This window comes from Bacillus sp. cl96 (assembly GCF_900100505.1).
Lineage (GTDB): Bacteria > Bacillota > Bacilli > Bacillales > Bacillaceae_G > Bacillus_A > Bacillus_A cereus.
In genome coordinates this window covers 4,917-5,155 of sequence record NZ_FNDM01000020.1, presented here as the reverse complement: position 1 = coordinate 5,155, position 239 = coordinate 4,917, and the positions used below count along the sequence as shown (strand labels likewise).

The following is a 239-nucleotide window of genomic DNA, read 5'->3' as shown; positions in this document are numbered from 1 at the left end:
ACTGGACCTCAAGGTGCTCAAGGTAACACAGGTGCTACTGGTGCTACCGGCGCTACTGGTGCTACTGGACCTCAAGGTGTTCAAGGTAACACAGGTGCTACCGGTGCCACTGGCGCTACTGGTATAGGAGTTACCGGACCTACCGGACCTTCTGGCGGGCCTCCTGGACCTACTGGACCTCAGGGACCTCAAGGTAACACAGGTGCTACCGGCGCTACTGGACCTCAAGGTGCTCAAGG

At 58.6% G+C, this 239-nt stretch carries 1 pseudogene; it reads left to right on the top strand.

Going from position 1 to position 239, the window contains the following annotated elements:
• A pseudogene (locus BLT20_RS31400) lies at nt 1-239 on the top strand (collagen-like repeat preface domain-containing protein); the annotation flags it as partial.